Source organism: Streptomyces odontotermitis, assembly GCF_050510915.1.
In the GTDB taxonomy this organism is placed as follows: Bacteria; Actinomycetota; Actinomycetes; order Streptomycetales; family Streptomycetaceae; genus Streptomyces.
The window spans coordinates 153,430-178,137 of record NZ_JBNJLS010000011.1 but is presented as its reverse complement, the minus strand read 5'-3'; the positions used below and the strand labels follow the sequence as shown (position 1 = coordinate 178,137).

21 protein-coding genes are annotated in these 24,708 nt (G+C 71.4%); 18 read left to right on the top strand and 3 right to left on the bottom strand.

The window, feature by feature from the left end; translation table 11 throughout:
- The first annotated feature begins 43 nt into the window (after window positions 1–43).
- From ACQB60_RS28165 to ACQB60_RS28130, 8 genes are all read left to right on the top strand, one after another.
- Complete coding sequence (locus tag ACQB60_RS28165) at window positions 44–1,039, top strand: LysR family transcriptional regulator (protein ID WP_496928878.1); 996 nt, start codon at window positions 44–46, stop codon at window positions 1,037–1,039.
- A gap of 235 nt (window positions 1,040–1,274) precedes the next feature.
- Entirely contained in the window at window positions 1,275–1,970 is a 696-nt protein-coding gene (locus tag ACQB60_RS28160; protein ID WP_496928877.1) for a hypothetical protein, read from the top strand.
- A gap of 134 nt (window positions 1,971–2,104) precedes the next feature.
- Window positions 2,105–4,231, top strand: coding sequence for a bifunctional polysaccharide deacetylase/glycosyltransferase family 2 protein (locus ACQB60_RS28155; RefSeq protein WP_496928876.1), 2,127 nt, complete (start codon window positions 2,105–2,107; stop codon window positions 4,229–4,231).
- Entirely contained in the window at window positions 4,228–5,502 is a 1,275-nt protein-coding gene (locus tag ACQB60_RS28150) for an acyltransferase family protein (RefSeq protein WP_496928875.1), read from the top strand. Before ACQB60_RS28155 ends, ACQB60_RS28150 begins: the two co-directional genes overlap by 4 nt.
- Before the next feature lie 225 nt (window positions 5,503–5,727).
- The gene (locus ACQB60_RS28145; RefSeq protein WP_496928874.1) at window positions 5,728–6,390 is read left to right on the top strand and encodes a hypothetical protein; all 663 of its coding nucleotides are present in this window, start codon (window positions 5,728–5,730) and stop codon (window positions 6,388–6,390) included.
- Window positions 6,391–6,416: 26 nt separating this feature from the next.
- A complete protein-coding gene (locus ACQB60_RS28140; RefSeq protein ID WP_496928956.1) occupies window positions 6,417–7,418 on the top strand; it encodes a hypothetical protein in 1,002 nt (333 codons plus the stop codon).
- Between the two features lie 158 nt (window positions 7,419–7,576).
- Window positions 7,577–8,959 carry a nitrate/nitrite transporter gene (locus ACQB60_RS28135; RefSeq protein WP_496928873.1) on the top strand — a complete coding sequence of 461 codons (1,383 nt, stop codon included), beginning with the start codon at window positions 7,577–7,579 and terminating at the stop codon, window positions 8,957–8,959.
- 87 nt (window positions 8,960–9,046) lie between these two features.
- Window positions 9,047–10,234 carry a uroporphyrinogen-III synthase gene (locus ACQB60_RS28130; protein WP_496928872.1) on the top strand — a complete coding sequence of 396 codons (1,188 nt, stop codon included), beginning with the start codon at window positions 9,047–9,049 and terminating at the stop codon, window positions 10,232–10,234.
- Here the strand turns inward: ACQB60_RS28130 and ACQB60_RS28125 are convergent.
- Window positions 10,183–10,767, bottom strand: a complete 585-nt coding sequence (locus tag ACQB60_RS28125; protein ID WP_496928871.1) for an anthrone oxygenase family protein — start codon at window positions 10,765–10,767, stop codon at window positions 10,183–10,185. The two genes, ACQB60_RS28130 and ACQB60_RS28125, sit on opposite strands and share 52 nt — an antisense overlap.
- 121 nt (window positions 10,768–10,888) lie before the next feature.
- On the opposite strand from ACQB60_RS28125, the gene ACQB60_RS28120 reads away from it, so the two are divergent.
- The 6 genes from ACQB60_RS28120 (at window position 10,889) to ACQB60_RS28095 (ending at window position 17,927) form a co-directional block, all read left to right on the top strand.
- Window positions 10,889–11,527, top strand: a complete 639-nt coding sequence (locus tag ACQB60_RS28120) for a CGNR zinc finger domain-containing protein (protein WP_496928870.1) — start codon at window positions 10,889–10,891, stop codon at window positions 11,525–11,527.
- A gap of 94 nt (window positions 11,528–11,621) precedes the next feature.
- Window positions 11,622–12,224 (top strand): sigma-70 family RNA polymerase sigma factor, encoded by a 603-nt coding sequence (locus ACQB60_RS28115; protein ID WP_496928869.1) that lies wholly within the window; start codon window positions 11,622–11,624, stop codon window positions 12,222–12,224.
- Window positions 12,221–13,015, top strand: coding sequence for a zf-HC2 domain-containing protein (locus ACQB60_RS28110; RefSeq protein ID WP_496928868.1), 795 nt, complete (start codon window positions 12,221–12,223; stop codon window positions 13,013–13,015). The genes ACQB60_RS28115 and ACQB60_RS28110 overlap by 4 nt, the downstream gene beginning before the upstream one ends.
- A gap of 106 nt (window positions 13,016–13,121) precedes the next feature.
- Window positions 13,122–15,440: a HelD family protein gene (locus tag ACQB60_RS28105; protein ID WP_496928867.1), complete on the top strand. Its 2,319-nt coding sequence runs from the start codon at window positions 13,122–13,124 to the stop codon at window positions 15,438–15,440.
- A gap of 390 nt (window positions 15,441–15,830) precedes the next feature.
- Window positions 15,831–17,285 (top strand): NAD-dependent malic enzyme, encoded by a 1,455-nt coding sequence (locus ACQB60_RS28100; protein WP_496928866.1) that lies wholly within the window; start codon window positions 15,831–15,833, stop codon window positions 17,283–17,285.
- Window positions 17,286–17,645: 360 nt separating this feature from the next.
- Window positions 17,646–17,927 carry an HU family DNA-binding protein gene (locus ACQB60_RS28095; protein WP_384839105.1) on the top strand — a complete coding sequence of 94 codons (282 nt, stop codon included), beginning with the start codon at window positions 17,646–17,648 and terminating at the stop codon, window positions 17,925–17,927.
- Window positions 17,928–17,998: 71 nt separating this feature from the next.
- On the opposite strand, the gene murA is transcribed toward ACQB60_RS28095, so the two are convergent.
- The gene (murA, locus tag ACQB60_RS28090; protein WP_496928865.1) at window positions 17,999–19,342 is read right to left on the bottom strand and encodes a UDP-N-acetylglucosamine 1-carboxyvinyltransferase; all 1,344 of its coding nucleotides are present in this window, start codon (window positions 19,340–19,342) and stop codon (window positions 17,999–18,001) included.
- A 244-nt stretch (window positions 19,343–19,586) separates the two neighbouring features.
- Here murA and ACQB60_RS28085 point away from each other — a divergent pair, with 244 nt between their 5' ends.
- Window positions 19,587–20,192 (top strand): YqgE/AlgH family protein, encoded by a 606-nt coding sequence (locus ACQB60_RS28085; protein ID WP_496928864.1) that lies wholly within the window; start codon window positions 19,587–19,589, stop codon window positions 20,190–20,192.
- On the opposite strand, the gene ACQB60_RS28080 is transcribed toward ACQB60_RS28085, so the two are convergent.
- Window positions 20,189–21,046, bottom strand: coding sequence for a LysR family transcriptional regulator (locus tag ACQB60_RS28080; protein ID WP_496928863.1), 858 nt, complete (start codon window positions 21,044–21,046; stop codon window positions 20,189–20,191). The two genes, ACQB60_RS28085 and ACQB60_RS28080, sit on opposite strands and share 4 nt — an antisense overlap.
- A 114-nt stretch (window positions 21,047–21,160) precedes the next feature.
- Here ACQB60_RS28080 and ACQB60_RS28075 point away from each other — a divergent pair, with 114 nt between their 5' ends.
- The 3 genes from ACQB60_RS28075 to ACQB60_RS28065 all read left to right on the top strand — a co-directional run bounded on the left by ACQB60_RS28075 (window position 21,161) and on the right by ACQB60_RS28065 (window position 24,489).
- Window positions 21,161–22,357 carry an MFS transporter gene (locus ACQB60_RS28075; RefSeq protein ID WP_496928862.1) on the top strand — a complete coding sequence of 399 codons (1,197 nt, stop codon included), beginning with the start codon at window positions 21,161–21,163 and terminating at the stop codon, window positions 22,355–22,357.
- Window positions 22,344–22,643, top strand: coding sequence for a DUF3039 domain-containing protein (locus tag ACQB60_RS28070; protein WP_037825937.1), 300 nt, complete (start codon window positions 22,344–22,346; stop codon window positions 22,641–22,643). The genes ACQB60_RS28075 and ACQB60_RS28070 overlap by 14 nt, the downstream gene beginning before the upstream one ends.
- A gap of 220 nt (window positions 22,644–22,863) precedes the next feature.
- Window positions 22,864–24,489, top strand: coding sequence for a beta-N-acetylhexosaminidase (locus ACQB60_RS28065; protein WP_496928861.1), 1,626 nt, complete (start codon window positions 22,864–22,866; stop codon window positions 24,487–24,489).
- Window positions 24,490–24,708: the final 219 nt, after the last annotated feature.

Genomic DNA, 24,708 nt, shown 5'->3' with positions numbered 1-24,708 from the left:
CTGATTCACGCACCTGTGTTGTGAGTTCGCGTAGGTTCACGGGATGACCGCACCCGGCCGCACACCCCGTGACGTGGAGCCCCGGCTGCTCCGCGCCTTCGTCGCCACCGCCGAGGAACTGCACTTCACCCGGGCCGCCGCCCGGCTGTACGTCGCCCAGCAGGCGCTCAGTCGCGATGTCCGGCGCCTGGAGCGGGAGTTGGGTGCCGAGCTCTTCGTACGGACGACGCGGCAGGTCGTCATGACGGCAGCCGGGGAGCGGCTCCTTCCGTATGCGCGGCGGGTGCTGGAGGCGCAGGACGAGCTGGTGGGCGCCTTCGGGAGGGGCGGGGAGCGCGCGGCACGGCCGCTTCTGGTGGACCTCAACAGCCCCGGCCTGTTCTCCGGCCGCGTCCTGGAGCGGGCCCGTGAACTCGCGCCGGACTGCGAGCTGATGGCCCGCTTCGAGAGCGGGCTCACCGGCGCGGCCCAGGGGATCGTCGACGGGCTCCTCGACGCGTCGTTCGGGCGGTACGCGGGGCTCGGCGCCGCCCTGCGGGAGCGGCTCGCCCAGCAGCCGGTGCGGTACGAGCCGATGGCGGTGCTCCTGCCGCTCGGGCACCGCCTCGCCGGGCTCGACGCGGTGCCGCTCGGGGAGCTCGCGGGCGAGACCGTGTACGCGGGCGCGGGCAACGAGGGGACCTTGGAGTGGACCGACCTGGCCCGGCGGCTCTTCGCGGGACGGGGCATCCGGGTCGCGCCGCCGGAGCCGCTCGCCGTGGGCACCGAGGAGTTCGGGCGGATCATGGCGAAGAAGCGGAATCCGGCCCTCGCCGTGGCGGACTTTCCGGCCATGCCCGGCGCGGTCCTGCGGCCCCTCGTCGACCCCGTCCCGCTGTCGCCCGTGTCACTGGTGTGGAGAAAAGGGCAGGTACATCCCGGTATTGAGGCTTTGCGGGCTGCCGCGGCGGAACTCGCCGTCGCCGAAGGGTGGCTGATCCGGCCCGGGAACGGGTGGGTTCCGGCCGCAGATGCACTCATCATGATGAGTCAGGAGTGACTCAGAACCACCGCTGTCATCGGCGTGCGCTACATTCATGGTCCGGGCGCGGTGTGGTAGGGGGGGCGCTCGGATCGGGTGGGGGCCCGGTCCGGACGGCAAGTGCCCGGGGAGTCGTGCGCGCCCGAAGTGAGAGCAGCCTGGGGGGTTGTGCGTACGCATGGAGAACTGGCGAGAGGATGCCCAGCGAGGGCATACCCACGATCCGAACGAGGTCACCGTTCAGATCGACGGGGTGGGACAACAGCTGGCGGACCTGTCCGCACAGCGTGACCAAGAGCCGCCGGACGGACCGGTGTTCGTCGACGAGACGGGCCGCCGCAGCCGCAGGTACCGCAGGATCGGCGTGATCGTCGGCCTGGCCTGCGCCGCCTACGCGGTGGTCATCGTCGCCACCCTGCTCTCGGGCAACTCCAGCGCGCCCTGGCTGCCCGTGCAGGGGTCCAAGCCCGAGTCCGACAAGCCCGCGGGCAAGGTGGACACCTCCCAGCTCCCGACCGATCCGGCGAGCCCGTCCACCACCCCCGGCGCCACCCCCGGGCCCAGCGCCTCGGGCACCAACGCCGTCGAGCCCGAGCCGGGCGAGAGCTCCACCGCGGGAGCCACCCCGAGCGGCGACGCGTCCGGCAAGCCGGACCCCGGCACGTCCACGGGCGGCGGCAAGCCCGACCCCACCGGCAAGCCCACCAAGCCCGACCCGGACCCGACGGGGAAGCCGACCACCACCCCGGACCCGGACCCGACGAAGACCTCGGACCCGCCGGTCGACCCGCCCACCGAGTCCCCGGACCCGGGCACCGTCTCCGGCGGCGGCGGTGAGGGCGGCGGCCCCGGCCCCGTCGCGGGCGGCCAGGCCACCGCCACCTACGCCAGCTCCAGCTACCACGCCCCCGAGGGCAGCGCGTCCGCCCCGGAGGTCGTACAGCCATGAACTCCCGTTCCAGCAGGGCCCGTTCACGCCGGGCCCAGAACAGTCGCGCCCAGAACAGCCGCGCCCAGGGAAGCCGCGCTCAGCGTCAGGGGAGCCGAAGAGCCCCGCGCGCGCCCCGGCGCCGCCGGCTGCCCATGCGCTATCTGCTGGCCTCGCTCCTCCTGGTGGCGCTCCTCGCGATGCTGATGCTGCGCGGGTACGTGCACAGCGAGATCCTCGCCGACCACCGCGTGCGCCCGCCCGTGGCCACCGACCACGTCCCGGAGAAGGTCCTGGAGGGCGGCCCGGTCATCGACACGCGCGGCGGCCGGGAGGCGAGCCTGCGCGTCCCGGACCACAAGCTCGTGCTGACCTTCGACGACGGCCCCGACCCGGAGTGGACCCCCAAGGTCCTGGACGTCCTCAAGGAGCACCACGCCCACGGGGTCTTCTTCGTCACCGGGACGATGGCCTCGCGCTACCCGGACCTCGTCCAGCGCATGGTCGACGAGGGCCACGAGGTGGGCCTGCACACCTTCAACCACCCCGATCTCTCCTACCAGTCGAAGAGCCGCATCGACTGGGAGCTGTCCCAGAACCAGCTGGCGCTCGCGGGCGCGGCCGGCATCCGCACGTCCCTCTTCCGCCCCCCGTACTCCTCCTTCGCCGACGCCATGGACGACAAGTCCTGGCCGGTGACGCAGTACATCGGCGACCGCGGCTACCTCACGGTCGTCAACAACACCGACAGCGAGGACTGGAAGCGCCCCGGGGTCGACGAGATCATCCGCCGCGCCACCCCCCACGGCGGCAAGGGCGCCGTCGTCCTCATGCACGACTCCGGCGGTGACCGCTCCCAGACCGTCGCCGCCCTCGACCGCTTCCTGCCCCAACTCCAGGGCAGGGGCTACACGTTCGCGAACCTCACCGAGGCCCTGGGCGCCCCCAGCGCGCACACGAAGGTGACCGGCGTGGAGCTCTGGAAGGGCAGGGCGTGGGTCTTCCTGGTGTCCGCCTCCGAGCACATCACCGAGGTCCTGGTGGTCTGCCTGGCGGTCATCGGCTCCCTCGTCTTCCTGCGCTTCGCCCTGATGCTGCTCCTGTCCGCCATCCACGCACGCCGCGTGCGCCGCCGGAACTTCCACTGGGGCCGCCCGATCACGGAACCGGTCTCGGTCCTGGTCCCCGCGTACAACGAAGCGAAATGCATCGAGAACACGGTCCGCTCCCTCATGGCGAGCGACCACCCCATCGAGGTCGTCGTCATCGACGACGGCTCCACGGACGGCACGGCCCGTCTGGTGGAGAGCCTCGCCCTGCCGAACGTCCGGGTGGTCCGCCAGCACAACGCGGGCAAGCCCGCCGCCCTCAACAGGGGCCTGGCGAACGCCCGTTTCGACATCGTCGTGATGATGGACGGCGACACGGTCTTCGAGCCGTCCACGGTCCGTGAGCTGGTGCAGCCCTTCGGTGACCCGCGCGTGGGCGCGGTGGCGGGCAACGCGAAGGTGGGCAACAAGGATTCTCTGATCGGCGCCTGGCAGCACATCGAGTACGTGATGGGCTTCAACCTCGACCGCCGCATGTACGACGTGCTGCGCTGCATGCCGACGATCCCGGGCGCGGTCGGTGCCTTCCGCCGCACCGCCCTCGAACGGGTCGGCGGCATGAGCGACGACACGCTCGCCGAGGACACCGACATCACCATGGCGATGCACCGCGACGGCTGGCGCGTCGTCTACGCGGAGAAGGCCCGCGCCTGGACCGAGGCGCCCGAGACGGTGCAGCAGCTCTGGTCGCAGCGCTACCGCTGGTCGTACGGGACGATGCAGGCGATCTGGAAGCACCGCCGCGCGGTGGTGGAGCGAGGCCCTTCGGGCCGCTTCGGCCGGGTCGGCCTGCCGCTGGTGTCCCTGTTCATGGTCCTGGCACCGCTCCTCGCGCCCCTGATCGACGTATTCCTCCTCTACGGCCTGGTCTTCGGCCCCACCCAGAAGACCGTGGCCGCGTGGCTGGGCGTGCTCGCGGTGCAGGCGATCTGCGCGGCGTACGCTTTCCGCCTGGACCGCGAACGCATGACCCATCTGATCTCGCTGCCCCTCCAGCAGATCCTCTACCGGCAGCTCATGTACGTGGTGCTGCTGCAGTCCTGGATCACCGCTCTCACCGGAGGCCGGCTGCGCTGGCAGAAGCTCCGGCGCACAGGGGTGGTGGAAGCGCCCGGTTCCATTCCGCGTCAGCGGACATCGGCGGGCAGCAATGATCGGAGGCCCGTCGGATGAGCCACAGCTATGTACCGGGCGGGTCCTTGGGTGAGACCAGCCCCTTGCCGCAGGTCCCGCCCCAGCAGGCCCTCCCTCAGCAGGCCGGGCCCGTCGCCCCGCCTGCCCCCAAGAAGCCGGGCCGCGACCGCTACTTGGACCTGCTCCGCTCCCTGGCCCTGGTCCGCGTCGTCGTCTACCACCTCTTCGGCTGGGCGTGGCTGACGATCCTGTTCCCCTCCATGGGCGTGATGTTCGCGCTGGCGGGCTCCTTGATGGCGCGTTCGCTGAACCGCCCGGCGTGGGGCGTGATCAGAGGCCGCATACGCCGGCTGCTCCCCCCGATGTGGGTCTTCAGCGCAGCGGTCCTGGTGCTGCTCTTCTGGGGCGGCTGGAACGTGAGCGAGGACCCGGACCACGGCGGCACATGGGGCCTGGTCAGCATGGTCAACTACATCTTCCCGGTGGGCGCTCCCCCCTTCCCCTGGCACCTCGGGGACAAGGCGGGCCTGCTGGAGGACACCTGGCCGGCGCAGGCCGCGGGCCCGCTCTGGTACATCCGCGCGTACCTGTGGTTCGTGATCGCGTCACCGCTGCTGCTCTGGGCCTTCCGCCGCGTGCCGTGGGCGACGCTGCTGGCTCCGCTGGCCCTGACGGCGGTCCTGACGTCGGGTGTCGTCACCATCCAGGGCGAGACGGGCAACGCGGTCTCGGACTTCGGGGTGTACGGCAGCTGCTGGGTCCTGGGCTTCGCGCACCAGGAGGGCGTGCTGGCCCGGGTGCCGCGCTACATGGCGGTGTCCGTGTCGGCGATCGTGATGGCGTTCGGCCTGTGGTGGGCGTCGGGTCATCTCGGCCCGGACGGCTGGGACTTGAACGACATCCCGCTGGCCCAGGCGACGTGGTCGCTCGGCTTCGTGGTGATCCTGCTCCAGTACTCCCCGTCCTGGAAGGAGTTCCCCGGCCGCCTGGCGAAATGGGACAAGCTGGTCACGCTCTCCAACAACAGGGCGGTGACCATCTACCTCTGGCACAACCTCCTGATCATGGCGACGGTCCCGATCATCGACCAGGCGTACGACCTCCCGTTCATGGAGAACGAGCGCTGGAGCCACGCGCTGGACACGACGTACATGGTGTGGATGTTCGTGCTGGTGTGGCCGCTGATCGGACTGATGGTGGTGGCCGTGGGGTGGGTCGAGGACCTGGCGGCGAAGCGGGGGCCGAGGCTGTGGCCGAACGGGGCGAAGGGCGGCTCCGCCTCGGGGAGGGGGCGGCGTCGGGCGGCGTAACTGGGGGTGAACTTCGCGATGTTGAAGGGGCGGGCGTGAGACGGCTCACGCCGCCCTGTGATCGCCGTGCCGCGAAGCGTGTTCGGAATGCGTCAATGCTGTAACCGTGCGGGACGTATGTCCAGAAATGCGGCTTGGGTGGCGATGCCCGCCGTGGCCTTCGCGTTGATCCCTTGGATAGCTTGGCTTCACTCAAGAGAACCCTTGTCTCGTCTGGAGCTGACCGTGAACCGCCGACCCGCCTTGCTCGCAGCGGCCGCCCTGACTGCTGCGGCGGTCCTATCGCTCTCTGCCTGTGGCAGTGGCGGTGACTCGAAGGACAAGGACAGCGACAAGATCGCGGGCGCCGACAGTGGCAAGTCGAAGTCGGCTTCGCCTTCGGCGTCGGCTTCGGACGACGGGGTCGATCGGCCGGAGATCAAGCTGCCGAAGGACGTGAAGAACGTCTACGAGGGGAGCAAGACAGGGGATCCGAAGAAGGACGCCGTCCTGGCGGACAACGCCCGACGCATCGACTCGATCGATGAAGCGATCACGGTCGATGCGAAGAACCATCCGGCGCTGAAGTTCTATTCGTCAGGTGACGCTCTTCTGACTGCGGCCGACTACGTCCAGGGCTTCTACAAGGACGGCCGAAGCTGGGTCGGGACCACTCGGTACTTCAACCGTGAGGTGACGTTCTTCAAGTCGGGCACTGCAGCGGTGACGTACTGCGTGGATGAGACGAAGTCCTACCCGAAGGACCGGAAGACGGGGAAGGTGGACAAGTCGATTCCGGCATCGAAGGATGACTACGCCTTCTACAACACGAGGCTGAGGAAGAACCCGAAGGGCGTATGGGTAACGGAGTCCGTCACGTCCAAGACGGGAGCCAAGCAGTGCCTGTGAAGCGGTATGGGGCCGGGTGGTTGCTGGTGCCCGTGGTGGCGTTGTCCTTGGTGGCAGTACCGGGCCTCGCAAACGCAGCTGGCAAGAACGGCAAGGGCGGGACCACGCACGAAGGTGAGGCCAAGGGCGACCGTCAAGGCCAGAACCTCAGCGTCGAGACCAAGGTCCAGACGACGGTCAACGGCGCCCCCAAGTCCACGAAGACCGGCACGCTCACCCCCGCCAACAGCAACTGGGACCCGCCGGCCTGCTGGTACGAGCCCGCCTACACCCCCAAGCAGATCGAGGCCACGGTCAAGGCGATCCGGTCGATCCCGATCTTCGGGATCGGCGAGGTGGTCGGCACGGTCTTCGACAGCTACTACAAGGACGGCCACCCCTACAAGGACTACAACCTCGACAAGCAGGGCAAGGGGAAGTTCTGGGCGGCCGCGATCGCCAAGGGGCACGAGGACGACCCGGCGGCCAAGGCGTGCGACAAGCCGCCCTTCTGGGTCGACGACGGTGAGCCTCCCAAGGAGAAGCTCGCGGTCTCGCCCAAGATCCTCGCCGAGTACGCGTACGGGGAACTGCCCATCCCCGGCACCGAGGTGAAGCTCGCGCCCAAGGGTGAGACGAAGGTCAACCTGCCGACGTGGGCCTGGCTGGACAAGGCCAAGTTCAAGAAGATCTCGGTGACCGCGAGCCTCCCGGGCACGGGGCTGTCCGCGACGACGACCGCCGAGCCGGTGTCCCTGAAGATCGACCCGGGCACGGGCGACGCCGAGACGTTCCCCGCCTCGGGGGTCTGCCCGATCGAGGGCGGCCGCATCGGCGAGCCGTACGCGAAGGGCAAGGCGAACCAGGACCCGCCGTGCGGCGTGAAGTACCTGCGCTCCTCCGACAACGGCTCGTACAAGCTCAAGGCGACCGTCACGTGGAAGGTCAGCTGGACGAGCACCACGGACGAGGGGGACACCCTGCCCGACGGCGAGTTCGGCGCGGACCAGAACGTGGTGGTCAAGGAAGTGCAGTCCGTGAACCGCTGATCCCGCCGCCCCGTACCCCCGTCAATGGCCCTCACCGCCCGCCCCACCCCCACGTGAGAGCAACGTTCCCCGCCAGTCACTTCGCGCCACAGCCACGAAATCCGCCCTCCCTACGTTCGGGGACGTGGATCGGACGCAACCCCGTGGAGGCGTGTGACATGGCGCGGATCGAGCGATGGAGCCAGCGATGGAGCCAGCGGAGGATCGAGCGGTGGGATCCGGAGGACGAGCACTTCTGGAGTCATGAGGGAGGGGAGAAGGTCGCGCGGCGGAACCTCGCCTTCTCCGTTCTCTCCGAGCACATCGGGTTCTCGATCTGGACCCTGTGGTCCGTCATGGTCCTGTTCATGGGGCCCGAGTACGGGATCGACCCCGCCGGGAAGTTCTTCCTGGTGTCGATGGCGACCCTCGTCGGGGCGGTCGTCCGGGTGCCCTACACCTTTGCCGTCGCCCTCTTCGGGGGGCGGAACTGGACCGTCGTCGCCGCGAGTCTGCTGCTGCTCCCCGCCGTAGCCGCCTTCGTCGTGATGGAGCCGGGGACGTCCTACACGACCTTCATGGTCTGTGCGCTCCTCACCGGCGTCGGCGGCGGCAACTTCGCCTCCTCCATGACCAACATCAACTCCTTCTTCCCGCTGCGGAAGAAGGGGTGGGCGCTCGGGCTCAATGCGGGTGGGGGCAACATCGGGGTTCCTGTCATTCAGCTCGTCGCCCTCGCCGTCATCGGGCTGCACGGAGGGCCCCGGCTGCTTCTCGGGATCTACATTCCGCTCATCCTTGTTTCCGCCGTCTGCGCCGCCCTGTTCATGGACAACCTCGCCACCGTGAAGAACGACGCCGGTGCCGCGCGGGAGGCCGTCCGGGACGCGCACACGTGGATCATGGCCTTCTTGTACGTGGGGACGTTCGGGTCGTTCATCGGGTACAGCTTCGCCTTCGGGCTCGTGCTGCAGACGCAGTTCGGGCGGACGCCCCTCGAAGCCGCCTCCGTCACCTTCATCGGGCCGCTCCTCGGCTCGCTCATCCGGCCCGTGGGCGGGCGGTTCGCCGACCGGTTCGGCGGGGCGCGCATCACCTTGTGGAACTTCGTCGCCATGGCCGCCGCCACGGGAGTGGTCGTCATTGCCTCCGAGACCAAGTCGCTGCCCCTGTTCACCTGCGCCTTCGTCGCGCTCTTCGTGCTGTCGGGGCTCGGCAACGGGTCCACGTACAAGATGATCCCGGGGATCTTCCAGGCGAAGGCCGGTGCGCGGGGGCTGACGGGGGAGGAGGCCGCGGCCTACGGGCGGCGGATGTCGGGGGCCGCCATGGGGCTGATCGGGGCCGTGGGCGCGCTCGGCGGGCTCGGGATCAATCTGGCCTTCCGGCAGTCCTTCGACAGCGCCGGGACCGGGACCGGGGCCTTCGTCGCCTTCCTCGTCTTCTACGCCGCCTGCTTCCTCGTCACCTACGCCGTATACCTTCGACGTACGGCGCCCGCGCCGCGGACCGAGCAGGCCGCCCGGGAATCCGAGCCCCAGCTGTCGTACGCCGAGGTGTGACGCGGGACGCGGCGCCGACGACGCATGTAACACGGACGACATCCCGGTGATCCGGGTCCGACACGGCCCCTTGGCAGGCTCCCTCCCATGTACGACCCCCAGAAGGAAGCGCAGCAGGAAGCGGAACAGGCGCCGCAGCAGGAACCGCGGCACGGGCCCCTCGCCGGGTTCACCGTCGGCGTCACCGCCGCCCGGCGCGCCGACGAGCTCGGCGCGCTGCTCCAGCGCCGTGGCGCCGGGGTCCTGCACGCCCCGGCGCTGCGCATCGTGCCGCTCGCGGATGACGGTGAACTCCTCGCCTCCACCAAGGAGTTGATCGACCACGCGCCGGACGTGGTCGTCGCCACGACCGCCATCGGCTTCCGGGGGTGGCTGGCCGCCGCCGACGGGTGGGGGTTCGGGGAGGCGCTCCTGGAGCGGTTGCGCGGGGTCGAGCTGCTCGCCCGCGGGCCCAAGGTGAAGGGCGCCGTGCGGGCCGCCGGGCTCACCGAGGAGTGGTCGCCGTCGTCCGAGTCCATGGCGGAGGTCCTGGAGCGGCTGCTCGGCGAGGGGGTCGACGGGCGGCGCATCGCGCTGCAGCTGCACGGGGAGCCGCTGCCCGGGTTCGTGGAGGCGCTGCGGGCCGGGGGCGCGGACGTCGTGGGCGTGCCCGTGTACCGGTGGCTGCCGCCCGAGGACCTCGCCCCCGTCGACCGGCTGCTCGACCAGACCGTGGCGCGCGGCGTCGACGCCGTCACCTTCACCAGTGCGCCCGCCGCCGCGTCCCTGCTGGCCCGGGCGGAGGAGCGGGGAATGGGAGGGGAGCTCGTCGAGGCGTTGTCGCACGACGTCGTGGCCGCCTGCGTGGGGCCCGTCACCGCGGTGCCGCTGCAGGCCCGGGGCATCGGCACCGTCCAGCCGGAGCGGTTCCGGCTCGGGCCGCTCGTGCAGCTGCTGTGCACCGAACTCCCGTCCCGCGCGCGGACGTTGCCCGTCGCCGGGCACACCGTGCAGATCCGCGGCAACGCCGCCGTCGTCGACGGCGCGCTGCGCCCCGTACCGCCCGCGGGCATGGCCCTCCTGCGCGCCCTGGCCCGCCGCCCCGGCTGGGTCGTGGCCCGCGCCGAGCTGCTGCGGGCCCTGCCGGGGGCGGGCCGGGACGAGCACGCCGTGGAGACGGCGATGGCCCGGCTGCGGACGGCGCTCGGGGTGCCCAAGCTGATCCAGACGGTGGTCAAGAGGGGCTACCGGCTCTCGCTCGACCCGGCGGCGGACGCCAAGTACGCGGACGGCTGAGCCGCCCCGGAGCCGGCCCGCCGCGCCCTGCCGAAGCGGCCGTACAGGACCAGCGCCCGCGCCAGGCAGACCAGCGCGATCGTGCACAGCACCGCCCGCACCGCGTTCCACGCCACCCATGCGTCCTCGAACGTGTCCCGCACCGCCGCCGGATCGGCGATCTTCGCCGGGTCGCCCGCGTCCGCGAGGTCGTTGTTGAGCGGCACGTTCACCCCGGACGTGAGCACGAACGCCACCACGTACACGATCAGCGCCGCCCACACCCACCACCGCCAACTCGCCCCGCGCAGCTGCCAGGAGGAGACCGCGGTCAGCACCAGGGCCCCGAAGAAGCTGAGGAAGAAGACGGGATTCTCGATCACGTCGTTGATGTTCTGCATGACCTCGATGAAGACCCGGTCGTCGCTGCGTCCGAGCGCGGGCATCACCGCGCACGAGAAGACGTAGAAGGCCCCGGCGATCAGGCCCATGGCGGCCGTGGCCGCCCCAAGAACCACCCCTGCGGCACTGTGCCGCTCCTTGTTCTCTGTCATGCGGATCAGTCAACCGGAGCGGGCCGGAACCAGCCATGGCCGTGCGGTGCATCTCCATAAGCGAGCGTCCACGCACGGCCGTTGGGTTCCGACAACGTGGCCGGAGGGGCACTGTAAAGGTATGGCCCCCACCGCCACGCCACCGTCCCCGACCCCGCCCTCGTCCCCGACTCCGCCCTCGTCCCCGCCCCCGTCCCCGTACGAGCTGCGCTTCGACTCCGGCCGCTGCTGCCTGGACCTCCTCGCGACCGCGCACCCCGACGAACGCCTCGACCAGGTGGAGCGGCTCGCGGCCTGGCTCACCGGCTCCGGACTCCTCCCCGAGGGCACCCCGCTGCGCCACGCGGGCCCCGAGTGGCTCGACGCCTTCCGTGAACTACGGGCCGACATCGGCGAGTTGGTCCGCGGCGAGCTCGAAGGGCGGCCCGCGCCCGGCGCCCTCGACCGGGTCAACGCCCGCGCCCGCCCGGCCCCGCCCGCCCCGCGGGCCGCCCGCGCCGCCGACGGCAGCCTCATCCGCGCCCTGCACACCGCCCCCACCTGCACGGCGCTGCTCGCGGCCGTCGCCCAGGACGCCGTCCTGCTGCTCACCGACCCGGCGGCCCGCGCCCGGCTGCGCCGCTGTGCGGGCGACAACTGCCCGATCATCTACCTCGACACGTCCCGTGGGCGCCGCCGCCGCTGGTGCTCCAGCGAGGTGTGCGGCAACCGCGAGCGGGTGGCCCGGCACCGGCGCCGGGCGGCGCTCGCGCAACCCTGAACCCGCCTCTGCGTAGGAGGCGTTGAACGCACGCACGTCGGCGTACGTAACTCGGGAGTGAGCAGCGACCGAAACGCGGACACCGGAGGCAGACGTGCGCAAGGATTCCGCCGTGGCCGATGAACGCCCGCCACGGGCCCGGCGTGCTCGACAGCACCGGCAGCCTTCTCATCGAGCACCCCGACCGATGGGCGCCGATGAGGAGTTGATGCAGGCGCTGTACCGCGAACACGCGGGTCCACTTCTCGCCTATGTGCTCCGACTGGTGGCGGGAGACCGGCAGCGCGCCGAAGATGTCGTACAGGAAACACTCATCCGTGCCTGGAAGAACGCCGGTCAGCTCAACCGGGCTACCGGTTCGGTCCGCCCCTGGCTGGTGACGGTCGCCCGCCGCATCGTCATCGACGGCCACCGCAGTCGGCAGGCCCGGCCGCAGGAGGTCGATCCGTCGCCGCTGGAGGTCATCCCCGCGGAGGACGAGATAGACAAGGCGCTGTGGCTGATGACGCTCTCGGACGCGCTCGACGATCTGACCCCCGCGCACCGCGAGGTACTTGTCGAGACCTACTTCAAGGGGCGTACGGTCAATGAAGCGGCACAGACGCTGGGCATCCCCAGCGGGACGGTGCGCTCACGGGTCTTCTACGCGCTGCGCTCGATGAAGCTGGCGCTCGAGGAGCGGGGGGTGACGGCATGACCGAGTCCTACGGCCGACCGGCGCGCGGCGAACGCGTCGGCGACATCCACGAGACGGTCGGCGCCTACGCACTCGGCGTCCTCGACGACGCCGAGGCGACGGCCTTCGAACAGCACCTGGCGGACTGCGAGTTGTGCGCGCGGCAGCTGGAGGACTTCTCCGGCATGGAGCCGATGCTGGCCGCGCTCGCCGACCTGCCGGACGGGCCGGGCGCCATGGGCCGCGGCGAGCAGCTCGTGACCGAGCCGAGCCCGCGCCTCGCGGACGGGCTCATGGACGAGGTGGCGGCCAAGCGTGCCCGGAAGCGCAGGCGCGGCCTCTACCTGGTGGCGGCCGCGGCCGCGCTGATCATCGGCGGCCCGCTCACCGTCGTCGCCGTGACCGACGACGGCGGCACGAACCAGGTGGCCGAGCCGCACTCCACCAGCCCGGCGAAGGACGCCTTCTTCCACCACATGACGCAGAAGGTCCACGGCACCGACCCGGCGACCAAGGTCACCGCGACCGTCGGCACGGAGGACAAGCCCTGGGGCACCCACACGGTCCTGGAGCTGAAGAACGTCAAGGGCCCCCTGAAGTGCTCGCTCATCGCGGTCGGCAAGGACGGGGAGAAGGAGACCGTCACGTCCTGGTCCGTCCCGGCGTGGGGCTACGGCATCAAGGACAGCCCGCACGAGGACGCCCGCTACCCGCTGTATGTCCACGGCGGCGCCGCGTTCGACCGGAACCAGATCGACCACTTCGAGGTGCAGACGTTCGACGGCAAGCGTCTGGTGGAGGTGGACGCATAGCGGTGCGGCAGTCACGCACGCAAGACAGGTGCACATGAGGGGTCCCTTTCGCGTACGGTAGACGGCTGCTCAACAGGGGCAGCAGCACGTCAGGAAAGGGGCCCCGGTGGCCGACGTACGCGACCGCGAGATCAGCGTCGAACAGGACCATCTCGACCAGGTCTACCGCCGCCTCGAGGAGAAGATCCACGAGGCGGAGTTCCTGATGAACGACGCGGCCAAGCGCTCCCAGGTCGGCACGCCGGGCGCGCTCGCCGAGCGGGACGCGCAGGTCTTCCGCGCGGGTGTCCACCTCAACCGCCTCAACAACGAGTTCGAGGACTTCCTCTTCGGCCGCATCGACCTGCTCCTCGGCAAGGACGGCAAGAAGGGCCCGGACGGCGCCTACACCTCCGTCGAGCCGGCCGCGGACGCGGTGGGCGAGAACAATACGGCGGACATCGCCGAGACCCTCCACATCGGCCGTATCGGCGTCCTGGACGCCGACTACTCGCCCCTGGTCATCGACTGGCGCGCCCCCGCGGCCGCCCCCTTCTACCGCTCCACCCCGGTCGACCCCGGCCGGGTGGTCCGCCGCCGGGTCATCCGCTCCAAGGGCCGCAAGGTCCTCGGCGTCGAGGACGACCTGATGCGCCCCGAACTCACCGCGTTCCTGGACGGCGAGGAGCTCCCCGTCATCGGCGACGGCGCCCTGATGGCCGCGCTCGGCCAGGCCCGCTCGCACTCGATGCGGGACATCGTGGCGTCCATCCAGGCGGAGCAGGACCTGGTGATCCGGGCCCCCGCCGCGTCCGTCACGTATGTGGAGGGCGGCCCCGGCACCGGCAAGACCGCCGTCGCCCTGCACCGCGCGGCCTACCTCCTCTACCAGGACCGCCGCCGGTACGCGGGCGGCATCCTCATCGTCTCCCCGACCCCGCTCCTGGTGGCCTACACGGAGGGCGTCCTGCCGTCCCTGGGCGAGGAGGGCCAGGTCGCGATCCGCGCGGTCGGCTCGCTGGTGGACGGCGCGGAGGCCACGGTCTACGACTCCCCGGCGGTCGCCCGCGTCAAGGGTTCGTCGCGGATGCTGAAGGTGCTGCGCAAGGCGGCGCGGGGCGCGCTGGAGGGGACGTCGGCTCCCGCTCCCGCTTCCCCCGACGGGCAGCTGGCCTTCGGTGACGAGCCCTCAGCTCCGTCGACGAGCCGCCTCCGGGTCGTCGCGTTCGGCCGCCGCCTGGAGCTGGAGGCCGACGACCTGGCCCGCATCCGCCGTACGGCGCTCAGCGGCACCGCCCCGGTGAACCTGCTGCGCCCCCGTGCGCGCAAGCTCCTCCTGGACGCCCTCTGGGACCGGTCGGGCGCCGCCTCCCGCCACAACGACCCCGAACTCACCGCCGAACTGCGCTCCTCCTTCGACGAGGACATCACCTCCGAGGACGACTTCATCGCCTTCCTCGACGCGTGGTGGCCCGAGCTCACCCCGCGCGGCGTCCTGGCGGCGATGGCGGACGAGAAGCGGCTCGGCCGCTGGTCGCGCCGCGTGCTCAACCCCGGCGAGGTCCGCAAGGTCGCCCGCTCCCTGAAGCGCGACGCCCTCTCGGTGCACGACGTCGCCCTCCTGGACGAGCTGAACTCCATCCTCGGCACCCCCGCGCGCCCCAAGAAGAAGCGCGAGCTCGACCCGCTGGACCAGCTCACCGGGCTCGACGAACTGATGCCGCAGCGCGAGGAGTCGCAGCGCGAGCGCGCCGAGCGCCTCGCGGCGGAGCGCACCGAGTACGCCCACGTCATCGTCGACGAGGCGCAGGACCTCACGCCCATGCAGTGGCGCATGGTCGGCCGCCGGGGCCGGCACGCGACGTGGACCGTGGTGGGCGACCCGGCCCAGTCCTCCTGGTCCGACCCGGACGAGGCGGCCGCCGCCCGCGACGAGGCCCTCGGCACCCGCCCCCGGCGCCGCTTCACGCTCACCGTCAACTACCGCAACCCCGCCGAGATCGCGGAGCTCGCGGCGAAGGTCCTGGCCCTCGCGATGCCGGGTTCCGAGTCGCCCTCGGCGGTCCGCTCGACGGGCATCGAGCCGCGCTTCGCGACAGTACGGGACAAGGACCTCGGCCAGTCCGTGCGGGACGAGGCGGCCCGGCTGCTCGGCCAGGTGGACGGCACCGTCGGCGTCGTCGTGGCGATGAACCGCCGCGAGCAGGCGGCCCGCTGGCTCGCCGGGCTCGGCGAACGCGTCGTGGCGCTCGGCAGCCTGGAGGCCAAGGGCCTGGAGTACGACGCGACGGTGGTCGTCTCGCCCGCGGAGATCGCCGACGAGTCCCCGGCGGGCCTGCGCGTCCTGTACGTCGCCCTGACCCGGGCCACGCAGCAGCTGACGGTCCTGTCGGGCGAGCGCGACGAGCCGGACGCGGCCGGGGTCCCGGACCTGCTCAGGGACTGAACGCGGCCGATCCGGAAGGCACGTACAACTGTCTTCCGGGACGGGAATTGCCTTACGGGGATCGTTTGTTACCTTGGATGTGGCACCGGCTCGATCCAAGCCCCCGGGCCCAACCTTCGTCGCTACGAGCGACCACTTGCCGCGAGGCGAGCATGGCGGGTCGGTGTCATAGAAGTACGAGAGAGGTCCACGTCACCTGGTGACGTGGACCTCTCTTCGTTTCATCGTGAACCTCTTTCCGTTTCGGCGTGCTTCTCGTATGGTGGAAGTCGTTTTCCGAAAGCGCATGAACTCAACGATCGCAATCCGGTCCAGCTACCACGTACTCAGAGGTAGGTGCGACTATCGGTGCGTATCAGCGACACAAGGTGAAAGCAGAGGAAGCCCGCCATGGCAACGGCGCCCAGCGTCTCCTACTCGATGACGGTCAGGCTGGAGGTGCCCGCGAGCGGAACCGCGGTCTCGCAGCTCACCACGGCCGTCGAGTCCTCCGGAGGCTCGGTCACCGGCCTCGACGTCACGGCATCCGGTCACGAGAAGCTGCGCATCGACGTCACGATCGCGGCCACCTCCACCGCGCACGCCGACGAGATCGTCGCCGAGCTGCGCACCATCGAGGGCGTCACCCTCGGCAAGGTCTCCGACCGTACGTTCCTGATGCACCTCGGCGGCAAGATCGAGATGCAGTCCAAGCACCCCATCCGCAACCGTGACGACCTCTCCATGGTCTACACGCCGGGTGTGGCCCGCGTCTGCATGGCGATCGCCGAGAACCCCGAGGACGCCCGGCGCCTGACCATCAAGCGCAACACCGTTGCGGTCGTAACGGACGGATCGGCCGTTCTCGGTCTCGGCAACATCGGCCCGATGGCCGCCATGCCGGTCATGGAGGGCAAGGCGGCGCTCTTCAAGCGCTTCGCCGACATCGACGCCTGGCCGATCTGCCTGGACACCCAGGACACCGACGCCATCGTCGAGATCGTCAAGGCCATCGCCCCCGGCTTCGCGGGCATCAACCTCGAGGACATCTCCGCGCCCCGCTGCTTCGAGATCGAGGCCCGGCTGCGCGAGGCCCTCGACATCCCCGTCTTCCACGACGACCAGCACGGCACCGCGATCGTCGTGCTCGCCGCCCTGACCAACGCGCTGCGCGTGGTGGGCAAGGGAATCGGCGACGTGCGCGTCGTCATGTCCGGCGCCGGCGCGGCCGGTACGGCCATCCTCAAGCTGCTCCTCGCGGCGGGCGTCAAGAACGCGGTCGTGGCCGACATCCACGGCGTCGTGCACGCCGACCGCGAGGACCTCGTGGGCGCCGACGCGGACTCGCCGCTGCGCTGGATCGCCGACAACACCAACCCCGAGGGCCTCACCGGCACCCTCAAGGAAGCGGTCGTCGGCGCGGACGTCTTCATCGGCGTCTCGGCTCCGAACGTGCTGAACGGGGACGACGTCGCGGCCATGGCCGACGGCGCCATCGTCTTCGCGCTCGCGAACCCGGACCCCGAGGTCGACCCCGCAATCGCCCGCCAGACGGCGGCAGTTGTGGCCACAGGCCGCTCGGACTTCCCCAACCAGATCAACAACGTCCTGGTCTTCCCGGGTGTCTTCCGCGGCCTGCTCGACGCCCAGTCGCGCACGGTCAACACCGAGATGATGCTGGCCGCGGCGGGCGCCCTGGCCGACGTCGTCGCCGAGGACGAGCTGAACCCGAACTACATCATCCCGAGCGTCTTCAACGACAAGGTCGCGGGCGCGGTGGCCGGTGCGGTGCGAGGCGCCGCGAAGGCCGCGGGCGCCGCCGCGGGCGGCTCCCAGGGCGGCGCTGTGACAGGCGCCACGGCCTGAGCCACGGCGCGTCGCGGAACGCGCCGTCCCCGGCGGCCCTCTAGGGTGGCGGGCACGCAAGTCTTCAGGACCCGGCAGCACTCAGGCCGGACCGCCTTCAGACCCTGCGGTCCGCCGCCGAGAGTCGACGGAGCGTCACCATTTCGAGGCAGTGGCGCTTTTCGTGTGACTCCCAGGGGTGCCGGATTGGCTTTCCCGCCGCTGGTGGGGGCAGGATGCGTCTTCGGGCGCGAGGGTCTGACGACGGACCCGGGTCCGGGGACCGACCGAGACCCTGGCAGCATCGGTTGCGCTGTTGCCCAACATGCGGCTCCGCCGCGTGGCACGCCTCAACGGCAAGAAGAACACGGGAGTACAAACATGAACCGCAGTGAGCTGGTGGCCGCGCTGGCCGACCGCGCCGAGGTGACCCGCAAGGACGCCGACGCTGTGCTGGCCGCGCTCGCCGAGACCGTCGGGGACATCGTCTCCAAGGGCGACGAGAAGGTCACCATCCCCGGCTTCCTGACCTTCGAGCGCACCCACCGTGCCGCTCGCACCGCCCGCAACCCGCAGACCGGCGAGCCGATCAACATCCCGGCTGGCTACAGCGTCAAGGTTTCGGCCGGTTCGAAGCTGAAGGAGGCCGCGAAGGGCAAGTAAGCCCCGAGCAGCCAGAAGGGGCGGCCACCCGGTTCGGGTGGCCGCCCCTTCGCGTGCCTGTGGGCGGTGCGCTAGCCGAGCGGGGCCTTGCCCGGGAGCTCGACCTTCGCGCCCAGCTCCTGGAGCTTCTCCATGAAGTTCTCGTAGCCGCGGTTGATCAGGTCGATGCCGTGGACGCGGGACGTGCCCTGCGCCGCGAGGGCCGCGATGAGGTACGAGAAGCCGCCCCGGAGGTCCGGGATGACCAGGTCGGCGCCCTGGAGCTTCGTGGGGCCGCTCACGACCGCGGAGTGCAGGAAGTTGCGCTGCCCGAAGCGGCAGTCCGAGCCGCCCAGGCACTCGCGGTAGAGCTGGATGTGCGCGCCCATCTGGTTGAGCGCGGAGGTGAAGCCCAGGCGGGACTCGTAGACCGTCTCGTGGACGATGGAGAGGCCCGCGGCCTGCGTCAGGGCGACGACCAGGGGCTGCTGCCAGTCGGTCTGGAAACCGGGGTGGACGTCCGTCTCCAGGGCGATCGCGTTGAGGGAGCCGCCCGGGTGCCAGAAGCGGATGCCCTCGTCGTCGATCTCGAAGGCGCCGCCGACCTTCCGGTAGGTGTTCAGGAACGTCATCATCGAGCGCTGCTGGGCGCCGCGGACGTAGATGTTGCCCTCGGTGGCCAGCGCCGCCGACGCCCAGGACGCCGCTTCGAGGCGGTCCGAGAGCGCGTGGTGGTTGTAGCCGCCCAGGCTGTCGACACCGGTGATCCGTATGGTCCGGTCGGTGTCCATGGCGATGATCGCGCCCATTTTCTGCAGGACGCAGATCAGGTCCTCGATCTCCGGCTCCACCGCCGCGTTCGAGAGTTCCGTCACGCCTTCGGCGAGGACCGCCGTCAGCAGGACCTGCTCGGTGGCGCCCACGGACGGGTACGGCAGGCGGATCTTGGTGCCGCGCAGGCGCTGCGGGGCCTCCAGGTACTGGCCGTCGGCGCGCTTCTCGATGGTCGCGCCGAACTGGCGGAGCACCTCGAAGTGGAAGTCGATCGGGCGGCCGCCGATGTCGCAGCCGCCGAGGCCGGGGATGAAGGCGTGCCCGAGGCGGTGCAGCAGCGGTCCGCAGAAGAGGATCGGGATGCGCGACGAGCCCGCGTGGGCGTCGATGTCCGCGACGTTCGCGCTCTCCACGTGCGAGGGGTCCATGACGAGCTCGCCCGGCTCCTCACCGGGGCGGACCGTCACGCCGTGCAGCTGCAGGAGGCCGCGTACGACGCGGACGTCGCGGATGTCCGGGACATTGCGCAGCCGGCTCGGCGCGCTGCCGAGGAGCGCGGCGACCATGGCCTTGGGCACGAGGTTCTTCGCGCCGCGGACACGGATCTCGCCCTCCAGCGGGGTTCCGCCGTGGACAAGCAGTACATCGTCGGTGACGGTCATGAATCTCGCGTTCCGATGAGGTGGACAGGTGGGCCAAGGGGCAAGCGTAATGGCCGCGTACCCCCTCTCCGTAAGGGCAAGGACGCAGGGAACATGTCATGAGTTCGCGACAACACGAAACGTACGTATGCGGACGCTCTGGGTCACGGGATCCGGCGTGCGCCGGGAGTGCCTCCGAACGCCCTGAGCTGCATTCGCTCACGTACCGGCATTGGCTCCCCGCAGAGGGCGAAGATGCGGGATCATGTCTGGCATGACCGAGGTGTCCTCGCTCACAGGGCGGTTGCTCGTGGCCACACCGGCCCTGTCGGACCCGAACTTCGACCGCGCGGTGGTGCTGCTTCTCGACCACGACGAGGAGGGCTCGCTCGGCGTGGTCCTCAACCGGCCGACGCCGGTGGACGTCGCCGACATCCTGGAGGGCTGGAGCGAGCTGACCGGAGCGCCCGGGGTGGTCTTCCAGGGCGGGCCGGTGTCGCTGGACTCGGCCCTGGGCGTGGCCGTGGTCCCGGGCGCCGACCCTTCCCCGAGTTCCCGACCGAGCTCGAACAGGGGAGACCCCATTGGCTGGCGCCGCATCCACGGCTCCATCGGCCTCGTCGACCTGGAGGCCCCGCCGGAGCTGCTCGCCGCGACGCTCGGCAGCCTGCGGATCTTCGCCGGGTACGCGGGCTGGGGGCCCGGCCAGCTGGAGGACGAGCTGACCGAGGGCGCCTGGTACGTGGTCGAGTCCGAGCCCGGCGACGTCTCGGCACCGGATCCCGAGCGGCTGTGGCGCGCGGTCCTGCGGCGCCAGCGCAGCGAGCTCGCGATGGTGGCCACGTATCCCGACGACCCCTCGATGAACTAGCTCCGCTCCGCCAGTAGTTGGAGGCAGCGCTCGGCCAGCGGGTGCGGGTCGCGGGCCGGGACCGCCAGGTGCACCGGGACCGGCGGCGCGTTCTTCAGGCGTACGCGACGCAGGCCCGGGTGCCGGTGACGGCGGGCCACCGGCTCCGGTGCGACGCCCACGCCGTGGTCGGCGGCCACCGACTCCAGCCACTCCTCGACGTTGTCGGCGGTGCAGGCGATGCGGGGGCGCAGCGGGCTCGGCCACAGCTCGGGGCGGGTGGTCCCGGCGACCGTGTTCACGACCAGCGGGAGCCCGGCCAGCTCCGCCCAGTCCACGACGCGGCGGCCCGCGAGCAGGGTGCTGCCCCGGGCGACGACGGCCACGCGGGGCTCGCTGGGCAGCGCGACGGTGCGCACCGCCGCGTCGGGCGGCAGGTCGCCGCGGACGGCCGCGAGGTCGCAGGCGCCCGCCGCCAGGCCCGCGAGCGCGCAGTCGCGGCGCACCAGGCGCACGCGCGCACCGGTCGCCTCCTTGAAGGCCGTCACCAGCGCGGGGACGGTGTCCGGCAGGAGCGAGGTGAAGCCGAGCCGCAGCAGCGGGGGTTCGGCGGCCGGGGCGCGCAACGCGGCGTCCAGGCGGGACAGCAGCGGCGCCACCTCCGCGTACAACTGCCGTCCGGCGTCGGTGAGTTCGACACGCCGGGTGGTGCGCTCCAGGAGCCGGGTCCCGAGCGCCTCCTCGAGCGCGCGGACGGTGCGGGTGAGCACGGGCTGGCCCATCCGGAGGGCGGCGGCGGCATGCGTGAAGCTCAGCTCGTCGGCGACGGCCAGGAAGCCGCGCAGATGACGCAGCTCCACGTTCTCTCGATCCATGCCCCCTCAACATGAATCACCTGGTCAGACATTTCCCCGGCGCCGTTCCGGCTGCCTACGGTCCCAGCCGATCACGTCGGAGCAGGGGACCGGAACAGGGGAGATGACAGGGCTGTGCGCAAGATCTGGCTGCTGATGCTGGGGGCCTTCACGCTGGGGCTCGATGCCTATGTGATGGCGGGCCTGCTGCCCGCCGTCGCGGACGACCTGGGCACGACGGTGTCGCTGGCCGGGCAGATGGTCACCGTCTTCACGCTCGCGTACGCGGTGAGCGCGCCGCTCGTCGCCGGGCTCATGTCGGGCGTGCGCCCCCGGGCGCTGCTCATGGCGGCCCTCGCCGTCTTCGCGCTCGGCAACGCCCTGACCGCGCTGGCCCCGAACGTGGGCGTGCTGCTCGGGGCGCGCGTCGTCGCGGGGGCGGGGGCCGGGGTCTACTCGGCCCTGTCCACGGCGACGGCCGCGGCCCTCGCGCCGGGGGAGCGGCGCGGGCGGGCGCTCGCCCTGGTGATGGGCGGCATGAGCACGGGCACGGTGCTCGGTGTCCCGCTCGGGGTGCTGCTCGCCGAGCAGACCGGGTGGCGGGCCACGATGTGGGTGGTGACGGGGCTCGGCCTGGTCGCCCTCGTGGGGCTGGCCGCCGGGCTGCCCGAGGTGCCGGCCGATCCGCCGGTCCCGGTGCGGGCGCGGCTCGCGGCCGTCACGGACCGGGCGGTCCTGCCGATCGTCGGCGTCTCCTTCCTGGGGGCCGTCGCGAGCCTCGGCCTGTACACGTACCTGGCGCCCGTCCTCGCCGCCTCGGGCGGGGTGAGCGAGCACGGCGTGGCCCCGTACCTGTGGGCCTGGGGCATCGGCGGGGTGCTCGGCAGCGTCCTGGCCGGGCCGCTGGTCGACCGTACGGGCAAGGTCCTCACCCTCGTGACGGCCCTCCTGGTGGTCCTCGTCGTGTCCGAGGGCTCCCTGCCGCTGCTCGGCGCCGCCGCCTTCCCCGCCCTGGTGGTGTGGGGTGCCGCCGGGTGGGCCTTCCAAGTGCCGCAGCAGCACCGGCTCCTGGCCCTGCGCGCCGAACGGGGCACCGTCGCCCTCGCCCTGAACAACTCCGCGCTCTACCTCGGCAGCGCGGTCGGCTCGGGCGCGGCCGGGCTCGCCCTGTCGGCGGGGCTCGCGCCGGAGCGGCTGCCGTGGGCGGCGGCCGCGGTGGCGGGGGCGGGGCTCGTGCTGCACCTCGCCGTGGCGGTCCGGCGGGCACGGCGGGACGGTCGCTGCCGGGACGCGGCGGGCGTGAGTACCCTTGGCACTTATGAGCACTCTTGAGCCAGAGCCCGAGCGCGGGGCAGGTACGGGGACCCTCGTAGAGCCGACGCCACAGGTGTCGCACGGCGACGGCGACCACGAGCGCTACGCGCACTACGTCCAGAAGGACAAGATCATGGCGAGCGCGCTGGACGGTACGCCCGTCGTCGCGCTCTGCGGCAAGGTGTGGGTGCCCGGCCGCGACCCGAAGAAGTATCCCGTCTGCCCCATGTGCAAGGAGATCTACGAGTCCATGGGCGCCGGCGGGGACAAGGACAAGGGCGGCAAGGACGGCGGCAAGAAGTAGCGGGTTCGCTCGCGCGGGGCGGCTGGATCTCGCTCGCCGTCACCGCCGGTCGTCCGTAAGGCCCCCGAAGTGCGTGGTCACGCTCTTCGGGGGCCTTGGTGGCGCTCGTCGCCCGCGCCGCGGCCCGCACCGCCACCGCCACCGCCGCCGCGCGCGGCCCGCGTTGCGTGGTCCGCAACGCCCCTTTTGCGCTGTGCGTCGGCATGGCAGCCTCAGCCGCATGACCTTTGAGGACCTGATCCCGGCGCCCGCACGCGTCGAGGAGTCGCACGGCGAAGGCTTCACCCTGGACGAGTCGACCGTGCTGTGGGCGGCGCCCGGCACGGAGTCGGCGGAGCGCTGGCTGCGCTCGACGCTCGGCGCGGCGCTCGGGCTGCCGCTGGCGCCGGGCGCGGAGGGCGCGGGCAACGCGGTCTCCCTGCGCCTGGACGAGGGCCTCGCCCCCGAGGCGTACCGGCTCACCGCGGACGCGAACGGCGTCGAGATCCGCGGCGGCGCCGCTCCCGGCGTCTTCTGGGGCGCCCAGACGCTGCGCCAGCTGCTCGGCCCCGACGCCTTCAGGCGGGCCCAACTGCGGCCCGGGGCAAGCCCGGTGGTGCCGGGCGGCGTCGTCGAGGACGAACCCCGCTTCCGCTGGCGCGGCATGATGCTCGACGTCGCGCGCCACTTCATGCCCAAGGAGGGCGTGTTCCGCTATCTCGACCTGCTGGCCGCGCACAAGCTGAACGTCTTCCACTTCCACCTCACCGACGACCAGGGCTGGCGCATCGAGATCAAGCGCTACCCGAAGCTCACCGAGGTCGGCTCCTGGCGGCCGCGCACCAAGTGGGGGCACCGCGCCTCCGAGTTGTGGAGCGAGACGCCGCACGGCGGCTACTACACCCAGGACGACATCCGCGAGATCGTCGCGTACGCCCACGCCCGGCACATCGCCGTCGTCCCCGAGATCGACATCCCCGGCCACTCGCAGGCCGCCATCGCCGCCTACCCCGAGCTCGGCAACCGCGACGTCGTCGACACGGAGCGGCTCGGCGTCTGGGACACCTGGGGCGTCGACCCGAACGTGCTGGCCCCGACCGAGGACGTACTGCGCTTCTACGAGGGAGTGTTGGAGGAGGTCCTCGACCTCTTCCCGTCGACGTTCATCCACATGGGCGGCGACGAGTGCCCCAAGGACCAGTGGCGGCAGTCGCCGCTCGCCCAGGCCCGCATCAAGGAGCTGGGGGTCGGCGACGAGAACGGGCTGCAGAGCTGGTTCATCCGGCACTTCGACGCATGGCTCAGCGCGCGCGGGCGGCGGCTCATCGGCTGGGACGAGATCCTGGAGGGCGGGCTCGCCGAGGGCGCGACGGTGTCGTCCTGGCGCGGCTACGCGGGCGGGATCGCCGCCGCCAAGGCCGGGCACGACGTCGTCATGTGCCCCGAGCAGCAGGTGTACTTGGACCACCGGCAGCACGGCGGCCCCGACGAGCCGGTGCCCATCGGATACGTGCGCACGCTGGCGGACGTCTACCGCTTCGAGCCGGTGCCGCCGCAGCTCACCGAGGACGAGGCCCGCCGCGTCCTCGGCACCCAGGCCAATGTGTGGACCGAGGTGATGGAGCACCAGGGCCGCGTGGACTACCAGGTGTTCCCGCGCCTCGTGGCCTTCTCGGAGGTCGCGTGGAGCGCCCTGCCCCCGTCCGCCGACCGCGACTTCGCGGACTTCGAGCGGCGGATGGCCGCCCACTACGGGCGACTTGACGCGCTGGGGGTCGATTACCGGCCACCGGGCGGCCCGTTGCCCTGGCAGCGGCGCCCCGGTGTGCTCGGACGCCCGATCGACGGGGCGCCTCCGAACGTGTGAGGTGTGCCGCCCCGCCCGTGCTTGTGGCGGCCCGCCCTGGGACGGTGGGCCGTCGGGCCGGGGCGGATCCGGTGGATCGTGCCCCGGCCGTACAAGGATCACCGGAGAGGGGCAATTCCCGCCGAGCGGTGAGGGCGTGCCAAACCGGCACATCCCCCTGGTCTGCGGATCAATGCCTCCTAGCGGACCCCCTCGTCGGGGGCCGGGGAGAATGTGCCA

Excerpts from the sequence above, each read along its gene's own strand:
- ACQB60_RS28165 (WP_496928878.1), top strand. The coding sequence starts at position 44 with ATGACCGCACCCGGCCGCACACCCCGTGACGTGGAGCCCCGGCTGCTC.
- ACQB60_RS28155 (WP_496928876.1), top strand. The coding sequence starts at position 2,105 with ATGCGCTATCTGCTGGCCTCGCTCCTCCTGGTGGCGCTCCTCGCGATG.
- ACQB60_RS28150 (WP_496928875.1), top strand. The coding sequence starts at position 4,228 with ATGAGCCACAGCTATGTACCGGGCGGGTCCTTGGGTGAGACCAGCCCC.
- ACQB60_RS28135 (WP_496928873.1), top strand. The coding sequence starts at position 7,577 with ATGGCGCGGATCGAGCGATGGAGCCAGCGATGGAGCCAGCGGAGGATC.
- ACQB60_RS28130 (WP_496928872.1), top strand. The coding sequence starts at position 9,047 with ATGTACGACCCCCAGAAGGAAGCGCAGCAGGAAGCGGAACAGGCGCCG.
- ACQB60_RS28125 (WP_496928871.1), bottom strand. The coding sequence starts at position 10,767 with ATGACAGAGAACAAGGAGCGGCACAGTGCCGCAGGGGTGGTTCTTGGG.
- ACQB60_RS28120 (WP_496928870.1), top strand. The coding sequence starts at position 10,889 with ATGGCCCCCACCGCCACGCCACCGTCCCCGACCCCGCCCTCGTCCCCG.
- ACQB60_RS28110 (WP_496928868.1), top strand. The coding sequence starts at position 12,221 with ATGACCGAGTCCTACGGCCGACCGGCGCGCGGCGAACGCGTCGGCGAC.
- ACQB60_RS28100 (WP_496928866.1), top strand. The coding sequence starts at position 15,831 with ATGGCAACGGCGCCCAGCGTCTCCTACTCGATGACGGTCAGGCTGGAG.
- ACQB60_RS28095 (WP_384839105.1), top strand. The coding sequence starts at position 17,646 with ATGAACCGCAGTGAGCTGGTGGCCGCGCTGGCCGACCGCGCCGAGGTG.
- murA (WP_496928865.1), bottom strand. The coding sequence starts at position 19,342 with ATGACCGTCACCGACGATGTACTGCTTGTCCACGGCGGAACCCCGCTG.
- ACQB60_RS28085 (WP_496928864.1), top strand. The coding sequence starts at position 19,587 with ATGTCTGGCATGACCGAGGTGTCCTCGCTCACAGGGCGGTTGCTCGTG.
- ACQB60_RS28080 (WP_496928863.1), bottom strand. The coding sequence starts at position 21,046 with ATGGATCGAGAGAACGTGGAGCTGCGTCATCTGCGCGGCTTCCTGGCC.
- ACQB60_RS28070 (WP_037825937.1), top strand. The coding sequence starts at position 22,344 with ATGAGCACTCTTGAGCCAGAGCCCGAGCGCGGGGCAGGTACGGGGACC.
- ACQB60_RS28065 (WP_496928861.1), top strand. The coding sequence starts at position 22,864 with ATGACCTTTGAGGACCTGATCCCGGCGCCCGCACGCGTCGAGGAGTCG.